At 30.0% G+C, this 20791-nt stretch carries 13 protein-coding genes and 1 tRNA gene; 9 read left to right on the forward strand and 5 right to left on the reverse strand.

The window, feature by feature from the left end; all coding sequences use genetic code 11:
• The first annotated feature begins 106 nt into the window (after positions 1–106).
• From BLT88_RS00370 to BLT88_RS00400, 7 genes are all read left to right on the forward strand, one after another.
• Positions 107–3208: a SusC/RagA family TonB-linked outer membrane protein gene (locus BLT88_RS00370; RefSeq protein WP_091952244.1), complete on the forward strand. Its 3102-nt coding sequence runs from the start codon at positions 107–109 to the stop codon at positions 3206–3208.
• Positions 3209–3212: 4 nt separating this feature from the next.
• A complete protein-coding gene (locus tag BLT88_RS00375; protein ID WP_091952245.1) occupies positions 3213–4790 on the forward strand; it encodes a RagB/SusD family nutrient uptake outer membrane protein in 1578 nt (525 codons plus the stop codon).
• A gap of 163 nt (positions 4791–4953) precedes the next feature.
• A complete protein-coding gene (gene nagB / locus BLT88_RS00380; RefSeq protein ID WP_091952247.1) occupies positions 4954–6876 on the forward strand; it encodes a glucosamine-6-phosphate deaminase in 1923 nt (640 codons plus the stop codon).
• Positions 6877–6936: 60 nt separating this feature from the next.
• Positions 6937–8985 (forward strand): beta-N-acetylhexosaminidase, encoded by a 2049-nt coding sequence (locus BLT88_RS00385; protein WP_091952248.1) that lies wholly within the window; start codon positions 6937–6939, stop codon positions 8983–8985.
• 24 nt (positions 8986–9009) lie between these two features.
• Positions 9010–9315 (forward strand): hypothetical protein, encoded by a 306-nt coding sequence (locus tag BLT88_RS00390; RefSeq protein ID WP_091952250.1) that lies wholly within the window; start codon positions 9010–9012, stop codon positions 9313–9315.
• A 2-nt stretch (positions 9316–9317) separates the two neighbouring features.
• Positions 9318–10175, forward strand: a complete 858-nt coding sequence (locus tag BLT88_RS00395) for an N-acetylglucosamine kinase (RefSeq protein WP_091952251.1) — start codon at positions 9318–9320, stop codon at positions 10173–10175.
• 14 nt (positions 10176–10189) lie between these two features.
• A complete protein-coding gene (locus tag BLT88_RS00400) occupies positions 10190–13477 on the forward strand; it encodes a VCBS repeat-containing protein (protein ID WP_091952253.1) in 3288 nt (1095 codons plus the stop codon).
• Positions 13478–13549: 72 nt separating this feature from the next.
• On the opposite strand, the gene BLT88_RS00405 is transcribed toward BLT88_RS00400, so the two are convergent.
• The 5 genes from BLT88_RS00405 to BLT88_RS00430 all read right to left on the reverse strand — a co-directional run bounded on the left by BLT88_RS00405 (position 13550) and on the right by BLT88_RS00430 (position 18646).
• Entirely contained in the window at positions 13550–14731 is a 1182-nt protein-coding gene (locus tag BLT88_RS00405; protein WP_091952254.1) for a PLP-dependent aspartate aminotransferase family protein, read from the reverse strand.
• Positions 14731–16161, reverse strand: a complete 1431-nt coding sequence (gene nhaC / locus BLT88_RS00410; protein WP_231960022.1) for a Na+/H+ antiporter NhaC — start codon at positions 16159–16161, stop codon at positions 14731–14733. The genes BLT88_RS00405 and nhaC overlap by 1 nt, the downstream gene beginning before the upstream one ends.
• Positions 16162–16987: 826 nt before the next feature.
• The gene (locus BLT88_RS00420) at positions 16988–17203 is read right to left on the reverse strand and encodes a hypothetical protein (protein WP_091952258.1); all 216 of its coding nucleotides are present in this window, start codon (positions 17201–17203) and stop codon (positions 16988–16990) included.
• Positions 17204–17537: 334 nt separating this feature from the next.
• Positions 17538–17611: transfer RNA gene (locus tag BLT88_RS00425), tRNA-Ile, on the reverse strand.
• Between the two features lie 63 nt (positions 17612–17674).
• Positions 17675–18646, reverse strand: coding sequence for a polyprenyl synthetase family protein (locus tag BLT88_RS00430; RefSeq protein ID WP_091952259.1), 972 nt, complete (start codon positions 18644–18646; stop codon positions 17675–17677).
• A 125-nt stretch (positions 18647–18771) separates the two neighbouring features.
• On the opposite strand from BLT88_RS00430, the gene BLT88_RS00435 reads away from it, so the two are divergent.
• The gene (locus BLT88_RS00435) at positions 18772–19371 is read left to right on the forward strand and encodes a TetR/AcrR family transcriptional regulator (RefSeq protein ID WP_091952266.1); all 600 of its coding nucleotides are present in this window, start codon (positions 18772–18774) and stop codon (positions 19369–19371) included.
• 6 nt (positions 19372–19377) lie between these two features.
• Positions 19378–20784, forward strand: coding sequence for a TolC family protein (locus tag BLT88_RS00440; protein ID WP_091952268.1), 1407 nt, complete (start codon positions 19378–19380; stop codon positions 20782–20784).
• Positions 20785–20791: the final 7 nt, after the last annotated feature.

Consider the following 20791-nt stretch of genomic DNA (forward strand, 5'->3'; position numbering starts at 1 on the left):
AAAATGTCATTCATTGTTCTTTTAATGTTGTTTATATATATATTTTTTTGCTAACACTTAAATAATATACTTTTATCCAAGATAAATTTAATTAACTCAATTATTCATGAAGAAAATTTACACAATACTAATTGCTGTTTTCTCAATTGTTTTTACATTAAATGTACAAGCACAAGAGAAAACTATTTCTGGTACAGTAACATCTAAATCAGATGCTTCTACATTGCCAGGAGTAAGCGTTGTTGTACAAGGTACAACAAAGGGAACAGAAACAGACTTTGATGGTAAATACACTATTAAAGCTTCTGTTGGAGAAAAATTAAGCTTTTCATACTTAGGTATGAAAACACAAACAGTATTTATTGGTGCATCTAGTACTATAAATATTGTTTTAGAAGACGATGCAGATCAACTAGATGAAATAGTTGTTACTGCACTTGGTATTAAAAAATCAAGAAAAACACTTACTTACTCCGCACAAGATGTTAAAGGAGATGATTTAACAAGAGTAAAACAGACAAACCCGATTAATAGTTTATCTGGTAAATCTGCTGGTTTAACAATTACTAGAAGTTCTTCTGGTGTTGGTGGCGCTACCAAAGTAGTGTTAAGAGGTAATTCCTCTACTAGCAATAATGATCCTTTATATGTTATAGATGGTGTACCAATGCAAAACAATGGTAATGGTCAAAATGGAGAGACTCCTGGAGCTAACATTTTTGGAAGTCAAACAGGGAATAGAGATGGTGGAGATATAACTTCTCTTATCAATCCTGATGATGTTGAGAGTATGACTATTTTAAAAGGAGCTTCTGCAGCTGCTTTATATGGAAGTCAAGGTGCTAATGGTGTGATCTTAATTACCACAAAAAGTGGAAAAGAAGGAAAAATAAAAGTAAATTTTAATTCAACTCTTACAATTGATAATGTTGTTTCTTTACCTAAACTACAAACAGAATATCAATCTCTTTCTGTTGGAGGAGCTATCTCTGAAAACGGCAGAGTTACAGATCCTAAATCTTGGGGAGGTAAAACTAGTGGTTTATCTAATACTGTAGATGATTTTTTTAATACAGGACAAACATTAACTAACTCATTCTCTTTGAGTGCAGGGAATAAAATTGCTCAAACATATTTGTCTTTTGCAAACACATCTGCAAAAGGTGTAATGCCAGGAAATAGATTAAATAGAAATGTTTTAAATGTTCGTGAAACAGCAAGTTTATTGGATGACAAAATTACAGTTTCTGCAAACATTAGTTTATCTGATCAAAGAATTTGGAACAGACCAACAAGTGGTTTGTACTCAAACCCTTTGACAGGTTTATATTTAAACCCAGTAGGAATTGATTTAAATATATATAAAAATAATTTCGAGTATTTTAATACAAGTACTAATATGATGGATCAGTATGCAACTTCTTTTGATGAAAACATACAACAAAATCCTTATTGGTTAACAAACAGAAATACTAGTAAAGATGGTACTCAAAGAGTAATGGCTAGTATTAGTGCTAAATATCAAATTAATGAGGACTTATCTATACAATCTAGAGGTAGTTTTGATAAATCTTTCTTTTCTTTTGATAAACAATTATATGCAGGTAGCGATTTAACTTTTGTACCAGCTACAGGTAGATATATTAATGAGAAGACTGAGAATACTCAACAGTATTTAGATTTCATAGCAAATTACAGCAAAGATATCTCTGAAGATTTTAATGTAGGAGTAATATTAGGATCTAGTTTAACAAAATATAAAATTGGTGACCAAACACTTTTAGACTCAGGTCCAGAAGGATTAAGATTTCCAAACGAATTTACCATAGCAAATTTTAATTCTTCTAATGGTATTGCTCAAAGTGTATCAAACAGAGAGGTTCAATCTGTTTTTGGAGCTGCAAACTTTGGATATAAAAACATGTTATTTTTAGATGTTACAGGTAGAACAGATTGGTCTTCAACACTTGTTAATACAAATTCAAGTTCATTCTTTTATCCATCGATTGGTTTAACAAACGTTTTAACTGAAATGTTTGAAATGCCAGAATCTGTATCTTTTGCAAAAGTTAGAGTTTCATATGCAGAGGTTGGTAAAGATATTCCTGTTGGAGCAACTATTCCTTTAAGAACTATTGGAACAACTAATTCTGGTGGTACTATTGGTTCTGCAAATCAAGCTTCATTTGCTCCTAGAGAAGGTGAAACTTTAGAGCCAGAAAAACAAAAGTCTTTCGAGATTGGTACAGAATGGAGATTCTTTGGAAGTCGTTTAGGAGTAGATTTAACATATTATAATTCTAAAACAGAAAATCAAATATTCTTTATTGCTGCTCAACCAAACGTTCAAGGATATACTCAGAATATCGTGAATGCGGGTAAGATTTCAAATAGTGGAATTGAACTAGTAATAAATGGAAAACCAATAGTAAATGACAATTTTAAATGGAATTCTTCTTTAAACTATGCTTCTAATAAAAATAAAGTAATATCTGTTCATCCATCTTTAGATAATGGTGAAGCGATTTTAACAGCACCTGGTGTTAATGGATATGGATTTTCTTTAATAGAGGGAGAAGATTTTGGAAGTATTAGAGGAAAATCTGTAATAAGAAATTCTAATGGGTTACCAGTTGTTAATGACGATGGTGCTGGAAATTTAACGATTGAGGCTACAGAATTTGAAACAATAGCACATGCTCAACCAGATTATACTTTAGGGTGGAGTAATACTTTCGACTTTAAAAACTTTTCTGTAAACTTTTTAATTGATGGAAAATTCGGTGGAGAAGTAGTAAGTGTAACAGAAGCAATTAATGATTTCTATGGTGTATCTCAAGCATCTGCTGATGCTAGAAACAATGGAATGATAGATGTTGTTACTACAACAGGTTCTGCCACACAAATGTCTGCACAAGATTATTTTACAAAAACAGGTGGTAGAGCGGGTCTATTAGGAGAATATGTATATAGTGCAACAAATGTAAGTTTAAGAGAGTTATCAGTAGCATATACATTGCCAAAAGTTTCTAAATATTTCGAAAGTGTAAAACTTTCATTAATTGCAAACAATCTCTTCTTTTTATATAAAGATGCACCCTTCGATCCTAATATTGCATCAAGTACAGGTATAGGTTTACAGGGAGTTGATATCTATGGACAACCTTCAACTAGAAGTATTGGATTAAACATGAACATAAATTTCTAAGACGATGAAAAATATATATAAATACTTAGCAGCTTCATTACTAGTTATTGGTTTTGCTAGTTGTACAGAAGATTTTGAAGACATTAATACAAATCCAAATGGTATTACTGAAGAAAGTCTTACACAGATGAATAATAATGTTGGAAATGAATTTCAACCAATGTTTTTAAATGTTTTTAATGTAACTCCAGCTTGGAACTATCAGTTACAACAAAACCTTTTAGGTGATACATTTTCAGGATACATGACTCCTCCTACACCATTTGCAGGAAATGTGAACAACATGACGTATTCATTAGTAGATGGATGGAATGGTTTTCCTTGGTCTGATGCTTATGGAAATATAATGCCACAAGCATTAAATGTAAAAAATGCTGTTCAACTCGGTGGAGATGAAAAAGGTGTAAAGTTTGTTCATTTAGCTAACATCATTAAGGTAACTGCAATGCATCGTGTTTCTGATATCTATGGACCAATTAGATATACTAAATTTAATGACTTTGCAACTACAGGTGAATACGATTCTCAAGAAGTTGCTTACCAAGCATTCTTTGATGATTTAGCAACTGCTATAGATGGTTTAGAGCCTTTTATTGGAGATGTACAATTTCAACCTTTTGATATGGCTGCTTTTGGAGGAGATATAGCAAAATGGAGACAATATGCTAATAGTTTAAGATTAAGATTAGCAATGCGTGTAGTAAATACAAATCCATCTTTAGCTAAATCTCAAGGAGAATTAGCATTAAGTAGTAATGCTGGTTTATTAGAATCAGAAAACATGGTTATAAATACTGGCTTTCCTCACCCTATTACAGTTATTAGTGGTTCTTGGGGAGATATAAGAATGGGTGCAGAAATGGAATCTATCTTAACAGGTTATAATGATGGTAGAATGGAAACTTATTTTAATCCATCTGCAGATGCAACTTTAAGTGGAGATTATAAAGGAATTAGAATGGGTATTGATATTACCGCTAAAGGCCAATATGTTGAACATTCTTCTATAGGTAAAGTAATTGATGGAGAAACATTAACTTGGATGACATCAGCAGAAATTCTATTATTAAAAGCTGAAGCAGCATTAAGAGGATGGGCTAATGCAGGTGATGAAAAAGCAAATTATGAAGCTGGTGTAACTGAATCATTTTCTCAGCATGGTGTTTCTGGAATCGCTGCTTATTTAGCAGATAATACAAGTACTCCTGCAGATTTTGTAGATGCTTTAAATCCTGTAAATAACATAGCTTACGCAAGTGATGTAAAAATTGCATACAATACAGCTGGTACTAATGAAGAAAAATTAGAACAAATTATTACACAAAAGTGGATAGCAATGTTTCCTGATGGACAAGAAGCTTGGTCTGAGTTTAGAAGAACAGGTTACCCTAGAGTTTTTCCAGTAGTAGTTAATAATAGTGGAGGTACTATAGATACAGATACTCAAATAAGAAGAATAAATTTTGTAGCCAATGAGGTTAATACAAATGGCGAAAATGTTCAAACAGCAGTTAGTTTATTAGGTGGTCCTGATAATGGTGGGACAAGATTATGGTGGGACAAAGCAGGTTCTAACTTTTAGAAATTACATAGTTTTTTTGATTAATTATTTCAACCGGAAATGTTTCATACATTTCCGGTTGTTTTTTGTACTTGATTTTCTGTTTTTGGTCGATAAAATTATTATTAATCTTTAGTCTACAGTACTTTTATATCTAGATAGGAAAAATTAAAAAACACTTATTATGCTTAAACAAACGAAAACAACATATCAACAAGTAGGGCAATTTGAAGATACTAGATATGAAAAAATTCATAATGTTACTTATCATTCTTCTCATGAAGCATCAAAATTTGTTGCTCAAGAAATTGCAGATTTAATAAGACAAAAACAAAACGAAAATAAAAATTGTGTCCTTGGTTTAGCTACAGGTTCATCCCCAATAAAGGTTTATGAAGAACTGGTTAGAATGCATAATGAAGAAGGATTAAGCTTCGAAAATGTAATCACTTTTAATTTAGATGAGTATTATTCTATGGATAAAAGTAATATTCAAAGTTATTTTTATTTTATGCATGAGCATCTTTTTAATCATGTAGATATTTTATCAGAAAATATTAATATTCCTGATGGAACCGTTTCTTTAGATGATTTATATCAATATTGTATCGATTATGAAATGAGGATTAAAAAAGTTGGTGGATTAGATTTTCAACTTTTAGGTATTGGTAGAACAGGTCACATTGGTTTTAATGAACCAGGTTCTCATGTAAATTCTGGAACAAGAATTATTACCTTAAATCATATTACTAGAGTAGATGCAGCACCCGCATTTTTAGAAATTAAAAATGTACCTAGAAAAGCAATTACAATGGGAATTGGTACTGTAAAAAGTGCTAAAAGAATTGTTTTATTGGCTTGGGGATCAAATAAAAGCGAGATAATAAAGGAGACAATTGAAGGAGGAATTAGTTCTCAAGTACCAGCAACTTATTTACAAGAACATAATAATACAACATTTGTTATTGATGAAGCGGCTGCATCTAAACTTACACGTACAGAAACACCTTGGCTGGTAACCTCTTGTGTTTGGGATGATAGATTAAAATTAAAAGCGGTTGTTTGGTTAAGTAATTTAATGAATAAATCGATTTTAAAATTAACAGATAGTGATTATAATGATAATGGTATGTCTGGACTTTTAACGATTGAGGGCACTGCTTATGACTTAAACATTAAGATGTTTAATAAGTTACAGCAAACAATTACAGGTTGGCCTGGAGGAAAACCAAATGCTGATGATACTCATAGACCAGAAAGAGCAACACCTAATAAAAAACGAGTTGTTATTTTTAGTCCTCATCCAGATGATGATGTAATTTCTATGGGTGGAACTTTTGATCGATTAGTAGAGCAGGGTCATGATGTGCATGTAGTATACCAAACTTCTGGAAATATTGCTGTATCTGATGAAGAAGCATTAAAATTTGCAGAAATTTCTAAAGGATTTAGCACAAACTCTGAAAAAATAAATAACATTATCAGTTTTATTAAAAGTAAAAAAGGAAATGATATTATAGATTCTTTGGATGTAAGACAATTAAAAGGAGCTATCAGAAAAAGTGAATCTCTTGCTGCAACCAGATATTTAGGTTTGCCAGATAAAAATGTACACTTTTTAAATCTTCCTTTTTATGAAACAGGAACGATTAAGAAAGGAAACCTTACTCAAGAAGATATAGACATTATGATTAGTTTGATTGATTCAGTTAAACCACATCAAATATATGCAGCTGGCGATTTAGCAGATCCTCATGGAACCCATAAAGTTTGTTTAGACGCCTTATTTATGGCTCTTGAAGAAATTAAATCAGAAAAAAAATACATGAAAGATTGTTGGGTTTGGTTGTATAGAGGTGCTTGGCATGAGTGGGAGCCAGATGAAATTGAAATGGCTGTTCCTATGAGTCCTGATCAGGTATTAAAAAAGAGACATGCTATTTTTTATCATCAATCTCAAAAAGATGGTGTAATGTTTCAAGGCGGAGATTCTAGAGAATTTTGGGTTAGAGTTGAAGACAGAAATAGATTAACTGCAAAAAAGTATAACGATTTTGGATTAGCAGATTATGCAGCCATAGAAGCTTTTAAGAGATATCGTTTTTAATAAAAAGATGCTTAGTTGATTTTTTTTATCCATCAGAACATATAAAAACTAAAATAATTTATGAAAAGAGTTCTTACAATTATTATGCTTAGTCTTTTTAACTATTATTATTTTTATTCTCAAAGTAGTTTAATTGAGAAATATAATTTAATGCCTTGGCCACAAGAAATCAATGAAAACAGTGCTTCTTTTAATATAGATGAGCAACTAACAATTCATATTTCTGGAGAAGATGCTAAACAAAGAGTTCACAATAATGCTGTTCAATTTTTAAGAAGACTTGCTAATAGGACAGGGATTTTTATAGATTCGGGTTTTCCTATTGAAAATAAAAATGCATCCATAAATATTAATTTTGATGCAGTTTCTAAATTAACTACAGAAAGTGATGAATCTTATTCTTTGGATATCAAGAAAAGTAGAATTAGCATTAATGCAAAGACAGATGTTGGTGCGTTAAGAGGGTTAGAAACACTTTTACAATTGGTTCATTTTAATAAATCTAATTATTATTTTGAAGGAGTTTCTGTAAGCGATTCTCCTAGATTTGTTTGGCGAGGATTAATGATAGATGCTGCTCGTCATTTTCAACCTGTTGATGTTATAAAGCGTAATTTAGATGCAATGGCTTCTGTAAAAATGAATGTTTTTCATTGGCATTTAACAGATGACCAAGGGTTTAGGGTTGAGTCTAAAGTGTTTCCAAGATTGCAAGAAGTTGCAGCAGATGGTTTATTTTACACTCAAGAACAAATAAAAGATGTTGTTAAATATGCTTCTAATTTAGGGATAAGGGTAGTTCCAGAATTTGATGTTCCTGGGCATGCGTCTGCAATTTTAGCTGCATATCCAGAATTGGGTAGTAAAGAAGATTATAACTATAATGTTGAACGTTTTTCTGGTGTTTTTAATCCAACTTTAAATCCTTCTAAAGAAGTTACTTATCTTTTCTTAGAAACTTTATTTAGAGAAATTACCCCTCTTTTTCCTGATGAATATTTTCACATTGGAGGTGATGAAAATGAAGGTAAACATTGGGATGGAAATGAAGAAATTCAAGAGTTTAAAAAAAAACATAACTTAAAGACCAATCATGATTTACAAACTTTTTTTAATATCAAATTAGATAAAGTATTAAAAAAATTAGATAAAAAATTAATGGGTTGGGATGAAATTTTAACACCTTCAACTCCAACAACAGCTGTAATTCATTCGTGGAGAGGAAAACACGAAGGTTTAAAACAAAGTACTTTAATAAAAGCTGCAAAAAAAGGGTATCAAACTGTACTTTCTGCAGGTTTTTATATTGATAGAGTTTTATCTGTTGATAATCATTACAATATAGATCCCATAGGAAATGCTGTTTTAACAAAAGATGAGCGTAAAAGAATTTTAGGTGCAGAAACTACAATGTGGAGTGAGCTAGTTACACCATTAACCATAGACTCTAGAATTTGGCCTAGAACTGCTGCAATAGCAGAACGTTTTTGGTCTTCAAAAGAAGTAAATGATTTAGATAATATGAAAAAAAGATTGAAAGTTATTAATTTTCAATTAGAAGAATTAGGTATTACTCATATTAAAAACAGAGACCTAATTTTAAGGAATATCGCAAATCATAAAAGTATTGACGCTTTAAAAACCTTATCTAATATTTGTGAGCCTTTAAAAGTATATTCAAGAAATAAAGGAGGTACAGAATATAAAACTTTTTCTCCTTTTACATTATTTGCTGATGCTTGTGTGCCAGATGCAGAAGATGCTGTGGTCTTTAAAAAAACAGTTACTTTGTTTTTAAAATCGAAAGATAAAAACAACTTACACAATATTCTTACCTATTTAAAGAAATGGTCTGATAATGATGCTGAATTTGAAAAAATAAATCAAAATCCAATTACAAATTCTTTAGCATCTTTATCTAAAAATGTTTCTCAAATTTCAAAATTATTGTTTGATGCATTTCAGAATAAAAAATACACTAATGAAGATTTAAAGAATGCAAATACCCTATTAAAAAAATTAAAAGAACCTTGCCAAGACATAGAATTGGTAGTTGTAGAACCTTTAAATCAATTAAATGCTTTCTGTAAAAATAATTACACAAACTAGCAAAAAACTAAACTCCTTAAAGTAATGAACACTGCTGTAGAAACTACTTTTGTAGCTCCTTATCATCAACTAAACAAAAAAACTTTATTTGATTCTAATAAGAGGTATTATACATTTATAAATTGGGTTAGTGGCGAATTCGATTTGTATTTACAAGATGAATCTAATGGCCTACACGTATACTTTCCTGAAGGAAAATTCCACATTACGAATGAAGTTGATAATGGAAACATTATTGTACAAATTAATTTACAAAGCAAAATTCTAGAAAATGGACAACTTATTTTCAATAAAATTATGTCTGTGTATAACCTTTTATCAAAAAAATAAAAATGATTTTAATAGCAGAAAGTGGTTCTACAAAATGTGATTGGGTATTATTCTATTCATCAAATTCTTCTCCAAAAAGAATTAGGACTAAAGGGCTAAACCCTGCTATATTAAAAAAAAAAGAGTTAAAAAAAATCATTTCAGATAATAAGGAGCTCTCAGAACATAGTCATTTAGTTACATCAATTTACTTTTTTGGAGCTGGTTGTAATACATCAAAAAGTAAAAACAAAGTGCAACTAATTTTAAGTTCATGTTTTAAAAAAGCTACATCAATTGTAGAAGAAGATACTATGGCTGCTGTTTATGCAACTACCAAAACACCAGCTGTAGTTTGTATTTTAGGCACAGGTTCTAATTGCTGCTATTTTAATGGAAAATCAATTCACTCCAAAGCCCCATCGTTAGGTTTTTTAGTTATGGATGAAGGAAGCGGAAACTACTTTGGAAAAGAGCTTTTAAAAGCTCATTACTACAAGCAGATGCCAGAAGAATTAAGAATTATTTTTAAAGAACAGTTTGACCTAAAAGAGAAAAATGTTATTAAGAAACTATATCAATCAAAAACACCTAACAAGTATTTAGCGAACTTTGCTATTTTTCTATTCGACAATATAGAACATCCATTCATGAAAAAAATATTAAATGAGGGAATGGATAAATTTGTAGAAAACCATATATTACAATATTCAAAAGAATTGGAAACTGTTCCACTTCATTTTGTCGGTTCAATAAGTTTTTATGCAAAAAAAAATATTGAAAACATATTAAATAAAAGAGGTTTAAAAGGAACTAGTTTTGTCCAAAGACCTATAGACAATTTAATTGAACGCATAAAACAAGATCATTTAATTAGCTAAAAAGGACATAATAAATGAAACAAAAACTAAATTATAAATTTTATCTTCTAATAGTATTTATTTTCATTTTATGTGTTCGTTGTTCAACAAAGCAAGAACAAAAAAACAATACCCTTTTTAATTTAGTTGAATCCGAAAAAACAAACATTCATTTTAAAAATACGGTTAAAGAAAACCTCTATTTCAATTTTCTAAACTACCCTTACATTTACAATGGTGGTGGAGTTGCGGTTGGAGATATTAATAATGATGGTTTAGAAGATGTGTATTTTACCTCTAATCAAGAATCCAACAAATTATACTTAAATCAAGGAAATTTAGAATTTAAGGATATTACTATAAAAGCAAAAGTTTCTGATGAAATTGGTTGGACAACAGGCGTTGCAATAATCGATATTAATAATGATGGTTGGTTAGATATTTATGTTTGTAAATCTGGTTCCTTAAAAAGTCATCAAAATAGAAAGAACAAGCTTTTTATCAATCAAAAAAATAATACATTTAAAGAAAGTGCTGCAAAATATGGTTTAGATCATTTTGGCTTTTCTACTCAAGCTTATTTTTTTGACTTTGATAATGATAAAGATTTAGATATGTACTTGGTAAATCATCGTCAAGATTTTAGAAATAATGTAATTTTAGATCAAAGGATTCAAGAAACTAAAGAAGATTATAATTCTGATCAATTGTTTAGAAATGATGGAGATTCCTTTACAAACATTACCAAAGAAGCAGGGATTTTAAATAAAGCATGGGGCCTAAGCGCTTCAATTGGTGATTTTAATAACGATAACTTACCAGATGTATTTGTTGCCAATGATTTTTTAGAACCTGATTTTTTGTATATCAATCAAGGAAATGGAACTTTTAAGGATGAAGCTTTAAAGCATTTTAATCACATTTCCTCAAATAGTATGGGATCTGATTTTGCTGATATTAATAATGATTTACGTCCGGATTTAGTTGTCCTAGATATGATGGCTGAAGATCATATTCGCGGAAAAGAAAACATGGCAACCATGAGTATTTCTAATTTTCATCAATTAGTAGATATGGGGTATCACCATCAATATATGTCTAACATGTTGCAGTTAAATAATGGAAATGGAACGTTTTCTGAGATTGGGCAATTGGCCGGAATTGCAAAAACAGATTGGAGTTGGGCGCCATTAATTGCTGATTTTGATAATGATGGTTTTAATGACGTGTTCGTTACAAACGGAATTGAGCATGATTTATCGAATCAAGATTTTAGAAATCAAATAAGAGACAATATTAGAAATCGTAAGAAAGTTTCTTTAGACCAGGCAATAAATATGATGCCTTCTCATAAATTGAGTAATTATATATTTAAAAACAATAAAGATTTAACTTTTGAAAATACTTCTAAAAAATGGGGATTAGATGCCAAAATAAACTCTAATGGAGCTGTCTATGCAGATTTAGATAATGATGGAGATTTAGATTTAGTTCTAAATAACCAGGCAGAAGAAGCATCAATTTACAGAAATAATTCTGATAAAAATTTTATCACTTTTTCTTTAATAGGAAGTGCTAAAAACACCTCAGGAATTGGAGTAAATGTAACGGTCTTTTCTGATGAGTTACAACAATCTAAACAACAGTTTTTAAGTAGAGGGTTTCAATCTTCAATGAGTAATAAATTGCATTTCGGTTTAGGAGAAAATATGAAAGTTGATAGTGTTCTGGTTGATTGGAAAAATGGAAAAACACAAAACTTAACAAATATTAAAATCAATTCAAATGTGAAAATTGATTATAAGAATGCTGCTAAAAATAGGCGTATTTCCGATTCTAAAACTAGTTTATTTGAACAAGTAAGTCCCTCCGATATTGGAATAAATTTTCAACAAAAAGAAAATAATTTCAATGATTTCAAAAAACAAATATTATTACCTCAAAAACAATCAGAAATGAGTTCACCTCTTGTTGTTGGAGATGTAAATAATGATGGTTTAGATGATTTTTTTGTTGGAAACTCTAAAGATGAAAAAGCAGCTTTGTATGTTCAAAAGAAAGGTGGTGAATTTGTAGAAACGAATCAGAAATTATTCAATTCAGATAAAATTTTTGAAGATACTGATGCCAAATTTATTGATATTGATAATGACAATGATTTAGATTTATATGTTACTTCTGGAGGTTATGATGTTGATTCAAATAGCAAATTGCTTCAAGATAGAGTTTATATAAACAATGGAAAAGGTCATTATAAAAAAGGTATACTTCCAACTATGTTAACCAACACAAAAGGTATTGCATTTTCAGATTTTGATAAAGATGGTGATCTAGATGTTTTTGTAGGAAGTAGAGTAAAACATGGTCAATATCCACTTTCTGACAAACCTTATTTCTTAGAAAATAAGAAAGGAAAATACACTAATGTTATTGATGAAAAGTTTGATGATATTTCTACCCTAAAAATGATAAATGACGCTATTTTTTCTGATTTTGATAATGATGGTGATCAAGACTTAATTGTTGTTGGAGAATGGATGCCTGTTACATTCTTTGAGAATAAAGACAACAAGTTTTATCAAAAAGAAATTAAAAGTGTTTCTAATATAAATGGTTGGTTTCAGACGATTACAGCATCCGATTTAGACGAAGATGGTTCTGTTGATTACATTATTGGTAATTGGGGAAAGAACAATAAGTTTCATCCAACAAAAGAAAAACCATTACATATTTACGCAGATTATTTTGATGATAATTCCAGCTTTGATATTGCTTTGAGTAAGGTCTCAAAAACAGGAGATTTATTGCCAATTCGTGGTAAAGAATGTTCTACTCAACAAACCCCTTTTTTAGGCGATAAAGTAAAAACTTTTAAAGAATTTGCTACTTCGACAATGCCAGAAATATATGGTTCAAAAAAATTAGAAAAAGCAAGTCATTTTGAAGCTCATAGTTTTGCATCTTTCATTTTAAAAAGAAAAGGAGATGGAAATTTTGAAATACAAGAATTACCCAATGAAGCGCAATTTTCTCCAACATTAGGTGTTGAAATTACAGATATAAATAGTGATGGTTTTTTAGATATTTTTGGTGTTGGAAATATTAACGAATCTGAAGTCGAAACTATAAAATATGATGCTTCTAAAGGGTATGTTTTATTTGGAAATAAAGAAGGTAAATTTACTTATATAAATGATAAAAGTTATTATAGCAATAAAGAAGTAAAAACAATAAAAAAAATAGCTATTGATGGTGTATTACATTTTATTAAACTAAATAAGAATAATAAATTATCTCTGTTAAAGGTCAAGGATGTAAAATAATTCTTAATTAAAACCTAATTACAAATTAGTTCAATCTTATAAGTTTCCTTTAAGAAAACAAAGAGCTTCCAATTAAATTTTTGATAAACTCTGAGAAAGATCATTGATTAAATCTTCAGCAGATTCGAGTCCTACAGAAATTCTCATATCTCCTAAGCTAATTCCAAGTCCTTTAAATTGATCTTCGTTTAGTTCTTTTAAGTAACTAATTGCAGGTGCATAAATTAAACTTTCATGCCCTCCCCAACTTACGCCAATTTGGAATAGTTCTAATCCGTTAAAGAACGATTTTACTTTGTCTAAATCTGTAGTTTTTAACTGAAAACTAATTAATCCTGTAGTTCCAGACATTTGCTTTTTTGCCAATTCGTATTGAGGAAAACTTTTTAATCCTGGAAAGTTGACTTTGGCAATTTTTGGATGATTTTCTAAAAAATCGGCAACCGCTAAACCACTTTTTTGATGCTGATCCATTCTGATTTTAAGCGTTCGTAAACTTCGTAATAACAACCAAGCTTCAAAAGGAGCAATTTTAGCTCCAAAAAGCTCAAACTCTTTTGTAAACAAACTTTCCATATCAGCTTTATCGCCTATAACTGCCCCAGCAACCACATCACTATGACCTCCAATATATTTAGAACACGAATGAATTTCAAAATCAATTCCGAATTTTAATGGCTTCTGAAAAATAGGAGAAGCCCAAGTATTGTCTATTGCCGTTTTTATTTGATGTTTTTTTGCCAACCTTGCAACAGCCTCTAAATCTTGTAAACTTAAAACTACAGATGATGGACTCTCCAAATAAATTAATGATGTATTAGGTTGAATCGCATTTTCAAACTCAGCAATATCAGTACCAGAGATATAGGTGATTTCAATATCAAACTTGGGTTTAAAATACGATTGTAATAAATTATTTGCTGGTCCGTAAATGTTTTTTACAGTAATAACATGACTCCCTTTTTGGATACACGAAAGCATAACAGCACTTACAGCTCCCATTCCAGAGGCAAAAAGTTTTGCAGAATCTCCACCACAAATTGTCGCTAATTTATCTTCAACAATTTTTGCTGATGGATTGTTTCCTCTTGAATAAATATAGTTGTTAGTCCTGTCATCAAAAGCTTTGTCAATATCATCCCAATCTTTCATGGTAAATAATGAATTTTGATAAATAGGAGGAACAACTGCTCCATGACTATGTGCTTTTTTTCCATCGTGAGACAAAAAAGTTTCAATCTTTTTTTCGTTCATTATTTCTTAGAATCTTTTTTATGAAAACAACCAATTCCTGTTATTGCTAACAATGGTGCTACAAATATATTTATTAAGGTTAATAATTGCCAATGCCAATAATCTGCCAATGGAACACCTAAAGTTGCCACAACAAATAATGTTGAAGCATGCCATGGAATTAATGTTTCTATCATAGTTCCATAATCTTCAATAGACCTAGAAAGCACTTTTCGTGAGACTTTTAATTTATCATAAGCAGGTTTAAATGCATCACCAATAATAAAACTAGTTGCACTTTGATTAGATGTAAATGCATTTGTAAAAGCAGTTGCCAGTAGTGATGAAATAATTAAAGTCCATCGTTTTTTCACCTTTTTAAAAACAATATTAACTATGTTTGGCATTGCTTTTACCATGTCTAAAATCCCTATAAATATAAAAACCATGAACGTGAAAAAGATAGCTTCATTTAAAGCATATAATCCTCCTCTATTAAATAATACAGATACGTTTTCTGGTATACCTGTCATCCAAATTGCCATATCTACATGATATCCCTTTAGTAATGTTTGAATAAGATTTTCTAAAGAAAAATCTTGAATAAACAAGGCTAAAAAACAAGCTGATAAAGCTGAAACAAGCATTACAGGAACAGTTGGTTTTCTTGTTAAAGAACCATACAGAATAACGATTGGTGGTATAATTAACAAGAAATTAAACTGAAACATTGTATCTATTGTAGACAATGTAGTTTGAGTAGCAACTTCGCTATTTACGGCTGATGAGGAAGGATAAATAAAAGTTAAACTAAAAAAGATAATAGCTGCAATAATTGCAGAAGGAATGGTTGTATACATCATTGATTGAATATGATCGTATAATTTTACTTCTGTAGCTGCTGCTGCCAAATTTGTAGTGTCTGATAATGGTGACATTTTATCTCCAAAATACGCTCCTCCAATAATAGCGCCTGCTGTTATTCCTAAATCTACATTTGCTATGGCAGCAATACCAATAATTACAACACCAATGGTACCAACAGAACCCCAAGAAGTGCCAGTTAATAATGAGAAAATTATTGGCACAACAAAGGCGATTAAATAAATATAATCTGGATTTATTAATTCAATTCCATAATACACTAACATTGGTATTGTACCAGAAATAATCCAAGATCCAATTAATAACCCAATTGAAAAGAAAATGAGAATTACAGGAAAACCTTGTGCTATTTTTTTTACTACAGCCTCTTGGATATCTTTCCATTTATAACCTAAAATCATCAACTCAATAGCAGAAAAAATTGCTGCCAAAAGAAAAATTATTTCGAGCGGAAATGGTTTCATCTCTAAATAATTAGGCCCAATGACTAACCCAAAAGAAATCAGTATAAATAGAAATAATAATGGTAATAAAAGCTGATATGTTTTTGGTGTATTTGGTTTCAAAATTTTAGTTGTTGTTAGATGCTTTTAAAAATAGGTATAAAATATTATTTGTAATTATTTTGGCTAAACTAATTTTAAAGACTCGCTTTTTAAATAAAACTGAGAACTTACCTGTTTTGGATATTTCTTTCTTAAATTGTTGTATTCTGTGTTTTAAGCATGTTTCCCAAAAATACCTAAGATCAATTTTAAGTTTTCTTCGTCTTCTGGATATTGTCCTTTATCATCTGTCTTTTTAATCCAGCTATTTAACACAGTTGTGTAATTTAAATCTTGAGCTTGATTGTTTAATTCAAATGGATCATTTTTTTGAAATCGTACAACTCTTTTGATAGTCTAAAATCTGACATAAATCGATTTTGAACTTCGTTCAACTTTTTGTCTTTATATAATTGACACATCGATTTTACAAAAGAAACTTCATCAACATCCATATAATTTGTTTGGGCATATGGCCTATCTATTCAGAAATTTTTGATGTGTTTAAAATTTTTAGAACGAACAGCTCTAATTCTATCGATTGTAACATCGAATCGATCTCTAGTAGAAATTAAATACTCGCGTTCTTTTTACTAAACATATTTTACCTTCCATATAATTAGGAATATCAATTCCCGCTATTTGTAAAGAACTCCGACCAAGATCTAATCCGCTTATCATGTCAATATTGATTTTTTCTCCAATTAAATTTTTATTAGCTTTGATAAAATAAGCAATAATTAAAGGAGCCTTTAAACCTCCATCATACAAAAATTATTTGTTTCAAGAATATTTTGAAAAGAAACTTTCAATTTCAAATCTTGACTGCCAAAGTTGTAACTAACAATTATTTAGATTCGGATTTATTTCCGAGATAGTTGTAATAAGATTGTCTGCATTCTCCATTACAAAACCTATGTCCTATCGCTATTGGGTTTTTACATTTTTTACAACAATTAATGCCGCTATGAATTAATAAATCAATTACTTGCTTTAGTGCTGCTTTAACATCTATTCTATTTTGATTTGTTTCTTCCAGTATTTTTACTAATTCATCTTTCATAGGCGCTAACCTAAATAAATTTACAATTCTAAATGAGCGGAATCCCGCAGTTTAAATTGCGGGATTCCGCAGAATTACAGTCTACAAAAAATTTATTTTTATAGAACAAATAAATCAAATGTTTCTCAAATCTTCTACCAGCTTTAAGAAAAAAAGTTGGGGTATGGGCTTAAATCACTAGACATTAAAAGCCTTGTGAATAGCCTATAAGAGAGAATTATACTTTTTCAAAAAAAAACAGAAAGGGGTCACATTTATAAGAGATAAAATGCAAATTTTATGTAAATAAAAAAAGGACCTGAAGCTGAAATGCTGCAAACCCTTTGTTTTAATGTGGTCCCACGAGGACTCGAACCTCGGACCACCTGATTATGAGTCAGGTGCTCTAACCAACTGAGCTATAGGACCTATAATTTAGGGTGCAAATGTAACATTAATTTTAAATTATTTGCAAATAAAATTAAATAATAATTACACGGTTCTATTCATTAGCCACAAACCAAAGTTCTTAAGGTTTTCTTTGTTTTCTTGGCTAATAGACATTTTTGATAAGGTATTAAATGCCTTTTCTGTATAATTTTCTATTTTATCTTTGATTAAAACGGGCATATCATTTAACTCGAAAATTCGAGTTACTTCTGCAATTTTAATAGAATTATCTTCTAATTTCTGCTGATAAAAAAACAACAGTTTTTGTTTATCTTCTTCATTAGCCACTTCTAATGCTTTGAGGTATAGATATGTTTTTTTATTCTCAATAATATCACCTCCTATTTGCTTTCCAAAAGTTGCTGCATCTCCAAAAGTATCTAAATAATCATCTTGTAACTGAAAAGCCAAGCCTAAATTCAATCCAAAATCATAAATTAAATTAGCATCTAGTTCATTTGTTTCTGCTACAATTGCGCCCATTTTTAATGCAGCAGCAACCAAAACTGATGTTTTTAAACGAATCATATTTATATATTCATCAATAGTAACATCTTTTCTTGTTTCAAAATCAACATCTAATTGCTGTCCATCACAAACCTCTAATGCAGTTTTACTAAATAACTTTGCTAATTTCTGAAAAATTATAGGCTCATAATTTTCAAAATATTGATATGCTAAAATAAGCATTGCATCACCAGAGAGTATTCCTGTGCTAATATCCCATTTTTCATGAACGGTTGCTTTTCCTCTTCTAAGAGGCGCATCATCCATAATATCGTCATGTACCAAAGTAAAATTATGAAATATCTCGACTGCCAAAGCTGCGGGTAGTGCTTTTTTATAATTAGAAGAAAAAATATCTGCAGCCATTAAGGTTAAAATAGGGCGCATTCTTTTACCGCCTAAATGCAAAATATAATCTATTGGCTCGTATAAATTTTTAGGATCTTTAATCCATTTTTTAGATTGCAAGTAGTTTAAAAATTCTTGTTGATAATGTAAAATGTCCAAGTCTAAAGTTTTTTGTAAAAATACTGTAAAGAAATTTCTTTTTAATCTAAATGTTAAAAAATCATTAAAACTATGGAAACTATTTTTGTACCCACAGTTTCCGTGGCTATATTTGCATCTAATTTATGAGAAACAAAATATTAGAAAAATCAAATGAACTATTCTTAAACCTTGGCTTTAAGAGTGTTACAATGGATGAAATTGCAAGTTCTCTTGGTGTTTCTAAAAAGACGCTTTACAAGTATTTTAGCAATAAAACGGCTTTAATTGATGCAGTTACCGAATATATGTTTAACACTATTTGTTGTAGTATAGATACTATATGTGCTCAAGAATTAAACCCGATTGACGAATTGTTTCATATCAAACGTGTGGTAACAGAACATTTAAAGGACGAAAAATCATCACCTTTATATCAACTTCAAAAATATTATCCAGAAATATATACCTCTTTAAAACAAAAACAAATTCTAATAATGCGAACCACTATTCAGGATAATTTAGAAAGAGGGGTACAATTGGGCTTATTTAGAAGCTCTATTGATGTTGATTTTATTAGTAGAATTTATTTTAGTGGAATACTTGGTATTAAAGATCAACAGATATTTCCATTAAAAAAATATTCTATGAATACGTTAACCAGTCTTTATTTAGAATACCATTTAAGAGGAATTATTACAGACAAAGGAGTTAAAATACTAGAAAATCAATTAAAACTGAAATAAAACAGAATGAAAAAATTAATTTTAATATGCTTAAGTACTTGTTTTTTCTTAGCAACCAGCGCACAAGAAAAAACGATGCAACTATCTCTACAAGAAGCTATTAATTTTGCTCTTGAAAATAGTTACAATGCAAAAGCAGCAAAAAACGACATTAAATCTGCTAAAGAAATTGTTTGGGAAACAACGGCTATTGGTTTACCGCAGATCAATGCAAAAGTAGATTACCAAAACTTTTTAAAACAACCCGTTTCTTTATTACCCGCTGCTGCATTTGATAACAGGGAGTCCGTAGTAGAAACTGTAGAAGATTTCTTTGATATTACGAGACAAACCAGTCCAGAAGCCCCTGATGGGTTTATACCTGTCGTTTTTGGCACAAAACAAAACTTGAATGCCTCCGTTACTTTAACGCAATTAATCTTTGATGGGTCTTACTTAGTAGGCTTGCAAGCTTCAAGAACATTTTTAAAAGTTTCTAAACAAGCCAATGAAAAAACAGCTCTTCTTACAAGAGAGGCTGTTGTTAATGCATACGGAAATGTATTAGTGACCGAAAACAGTATTTCTATTTTAGAAAGTAATATTAAAATTCTTCAAAAAAATTATGAAGATGCTAAAAAAATATATGAAAACGGATTTAATGAAGAAGAAGACGTAGAGCAATTAGAAATTACTTTAGGGAATATAAAAAGTCAGCTGAATAGTGTCAAAAGGATGAAAGGCATCGCTTATCAAATGTTAAACCTTTCTTTAGGAAGTCCTATAAACACAAAACTAATTTTAACTGATTCTTTAGATGGTTTAGCAGAAAATAATATCAATTTAGATTTAATTAATTCAGAATTTAACTTCTCTGATCACATAGATTTTAAAATTTCTGAGAATGACAGAGAAACAAAAAGATTAATGATGAAGTTAGAACAAAGCAAAGCTTTACCAAGTTTAAGTGCCTTTGTTAATTACGGTAGACAAGCATTTTCAGATTCTTTTTCATTTTTCAATAATAATCAGCAATGGTTCGGCTCCTCTCTTTTAGGTGTAAGTTTAAATATTCCTGTTTTTAGCAGTTTCTCACGAAAATCTAAAACAGCACAAGCAAAAATTGCATTAGAAAATTCTGATATTCGATTAAAAGAGACAAAGCAACGTTTAAGTTTAATGGCAGAAAAAGCAAAAAGTGAATATCAACTAAGTATAGAAAATTATAACACTTCAAAGAGAAATGTTGGTTTAGCAGAAAGAATAGAGAAGAAACAACGTATTAAATTCTTTGAAGGAATATCGTCTAGTTTCGATTTGTTACAAGCACAAAACCAATTATACAATCAACAACAAACCTACATACAATCTATGTTGGATGTAATTGCTAAAAAAGCAACATTAGAAAACGCATTAAACTTACCAATTAAATAATTATCAG

This window comes from Polaribacter sp. Hel1_33_78 (assembly GCF_900106075.1).
Taxonomy (GTDB): domain Bacteria; phylum Bacteroidota; class Bacteroidia; order Flavobacteriales; family Flavobacteriaceae; genus Polaribacter.